The following is a 2560-nucleotide window of genomic DNA, read 5'->3' on the forward strand; positions in this document are numbered from 1 at the left end:
GTACCGGGGCAACAACCACACGTTCACCTACAGCGTGCCGGCATCCGCCTGGCTGACGGACACCAGCGCCTACAACACGCTGAAGATCTACGTGGCGAGCGGTTCGGGGACGACGTCCTTCCTCAGCGCGGGCACGTCGATCGACGCCATCGACCTGCTGACCTGACGTCAGGTACCGCGCGTCCACTGCTGGTTGGGCGCTCCGTTGCACGTGTACGTGATGATCGCGGCGGAGTTGGCGGTGGACGCGCCGGACACGTCCAGGCACTCGCCGGTGGCCCTGGCCTTGATGTTCACGTACGAGCCCGAGGTGACCACCGACCACTGCTGGCCGGTCGCGCTGCCGCAGTTCTCCTGGGTCACGTCGGCGGCGTTCTCCTGGAGGCACAGCGAACTGCCGCGGCCGACCAGCTGGTAGTAGCCGGTGCCGAGGCTCTTGAACCACCACTTCTGGTTGCCGCCGCCGTTGCAGGTGTACTGGCTGATCGCCACGCCCTGCCACAGCGACTGGTTGGCCACGTCGGCGCACTTGCCGCTGTTGCGCGAGACCAGCGTGTTGTAGGTGGCGCCGGTGCCGGAGACCGTCCCGGCCGCCGTGTCGACGGTGACCTCGGGGTACCAGGACAGGGACATCGTGGTGGAGGTCGGGAAGGTGAGCGGCAGCCACACGTACCGCGAGTCGTTGACGGTGCCGCCGAAGGAGTTGCCCCAGCGGTCGCCCAGGTAGAGGTACGAGGTGCCCGAGGTCCCCTGCACCGGAAGGACGTAGGCGGTCTGCGAGTTGTAGGCCGTGGAGTCGCCGACGTTCGCCATCGAGGTCCACGGGCCGGCGAGGGAGGTCGCGGTCGCGTACTGCTGCTGGTTGGCGCTCCAGCCGGTCGCGCCGGAGGTCAGCATGAAGTAGACGCCGCCGCGCTTGAACAGAGCCGGGGCCTCGCGGTGGCCGCCGGGCCACGGGTTGGCGACCAGGCTCGCGATGCCGGTGTAGTCGGCCGTGAGCCGGTAGATGTGCAGGTCGTAGTTCTCGTTGGCGGCCGAGACCATGTACCCGGTGCCGTCGGTGTCGACGAACGTCGTGATGTCCCGGGACATGTACGAGCCGAGGGGGCGGAAGCTGCCCTGGTAGCCGTAGTTCCCGTCGACGGTGTCGGAGACGGCGACGGCCGCGCGGGCCTCGCTGTAGTCGGTGCCGTTCTCCTTGTGCATCCACATCACGAACTTGCCGGTGGTCGCGTTGTAGACGACCTTGGGCCGCTCGATGTAGGCGGTGGCGAGCTCGGAGGCGCTGGACTGGGTCAGGACGTGGTTCCTGAACTCCCAGTTCTTAAGGTCGGTGGAGCGGTAGGCGTCCACGTACCGGAAGGTGTTGTCGGCGTTGCGGTCCTCGCCGAACCAGTAGTAGTAGGAGCCGACCTTGATGACCCCGCCGCCGTGGGCGTGCAGGGGGTTGCCCGAAGTGTCGGTGAACTGAACGCCGTTGGGGAGGGTCAGCGGGGCGGCCTGGGCCGGTCCTGCGGTCACCAGGGCTCCGGCCAGGGCCAGACAGAGGGCGAGCAGCACCGCGTACGCACGTCTCATGACGCAACCTCCGTGTCCGTGGCGGTGTCCGCCACCGGTATGCCGAAGTCCGGCGTGCCGTCCGCGTGCCAGCCCAGCTTCTGGACGCGGGTGTGCCGGTTGGGGTCGTTCAGCGGGTCGCCGACGATCTCCTTGTACTGGCGGGCGTGGTAGACGAGGACGTCACTGCGTCCGTCCTCGGCCACGGTGAAGCAGTTGTGGCCGGGGCCGTACTGCCTGGTGGTGTCGTTGCTGGTGAACACCGGGGTGGGCGACTTGGACCAGCTCGCCGGGTTCATGAGGTCGGCGTCCGCGTCGGCCGTGAGCAGGCCCATGCAGTAGTGCCAGTCGGTGGCGCTGGCCGAGTAGGACATGAACAGGCGGCCGTTGCGGGCGATGACCGAGGGTCCTTCGTTGACCTTGTAGCCGACGCACTCCCAGTCGTACTCCGGTGTGGAGAGCCGGATCTGAGGACCCGTCAGGGTCCACGGGTTGGCCATCCTGGACAGGAAGATGCCGGTGTTGTTGTCCAGGCCGGGCTCGTGCTGCGCCCAGGCGAGGTAGCGGGAGCCGCGGTGGGCGAAGGTGGTGGCGTCCAGGGAGAAGGTCTCCCAGGCCGTTCTGACCTGGCCCCTCTCCACCCAAGTGCCCTTGAAGGGGTTGGGGTCTGCGTTCTCCAGGACCCAGATGCGGATGTCCCACACGCTCTCGGCGGGCGCGGAGGCGAAGTAGATGTACCACTTGCCGCCGATGCGGTGGATCTCCGGCGCCCAGATGTGAGCGCCCATGACACCGGTCGGGTGCTTGGTCCAGATGACGGACTCGTCCGCGGTCGCGAGGCCGCCCAGGGTACGGGAGCGGCGCAGGATGATGCGGTCGTACTCGGGGGCGGTGGCGGTGAAGTAGTAGTGGCCGTCGGTGTGACGGTGGATGTACGGGTCGGCGCGGTTGCGGACGAGCGGGTTCACGAAGGGCGCGGCCTTCTTCGGGCGCGGGGCGGCTT

Annotated in this window: 2 protein-coding genes; both read right to left on the bottom strand. The window is 68.0% G+C overall.

Annotated elements, in window-relative coordinates; all coding sequences use genetic code 11:
* Positions 1 to 168: 168 nt before the first annotated feature.
* The gene (locus tag EHS43_RS42220; RefSeq protein WP_125195770.1) at positions 169 to 1578 is read right to left on the bottom strand and encodes an RICIN domain-containing protein; all 1410 of its coding nucleotides are present in this window, start codon (positions 1576 to 1578) and stop codon (positions 169 to 171) included.
* A partial coding sequence (locus EHS43_RS42225; RefSeq protein ID WP_125195771.1) for a family 43 glycosylhydrolase occupies positions 1575 to 2560 on the bottom strand: 986 nt, incomplete at its 5' end. The genes EHS43_RS42220 and EHS43_RS42225, both read right to left, overlap by 4 nt.

Origin of the sequence: Streptomyces sp. RP5T (assembly GCF_003933965.1) — a bacterium.
Classification (GTDB): domain Bacteria; phylum Actinomycetota; class Actinomycetes; order Streptomycetales; family Streptomycetaceae; genus Streptomyces.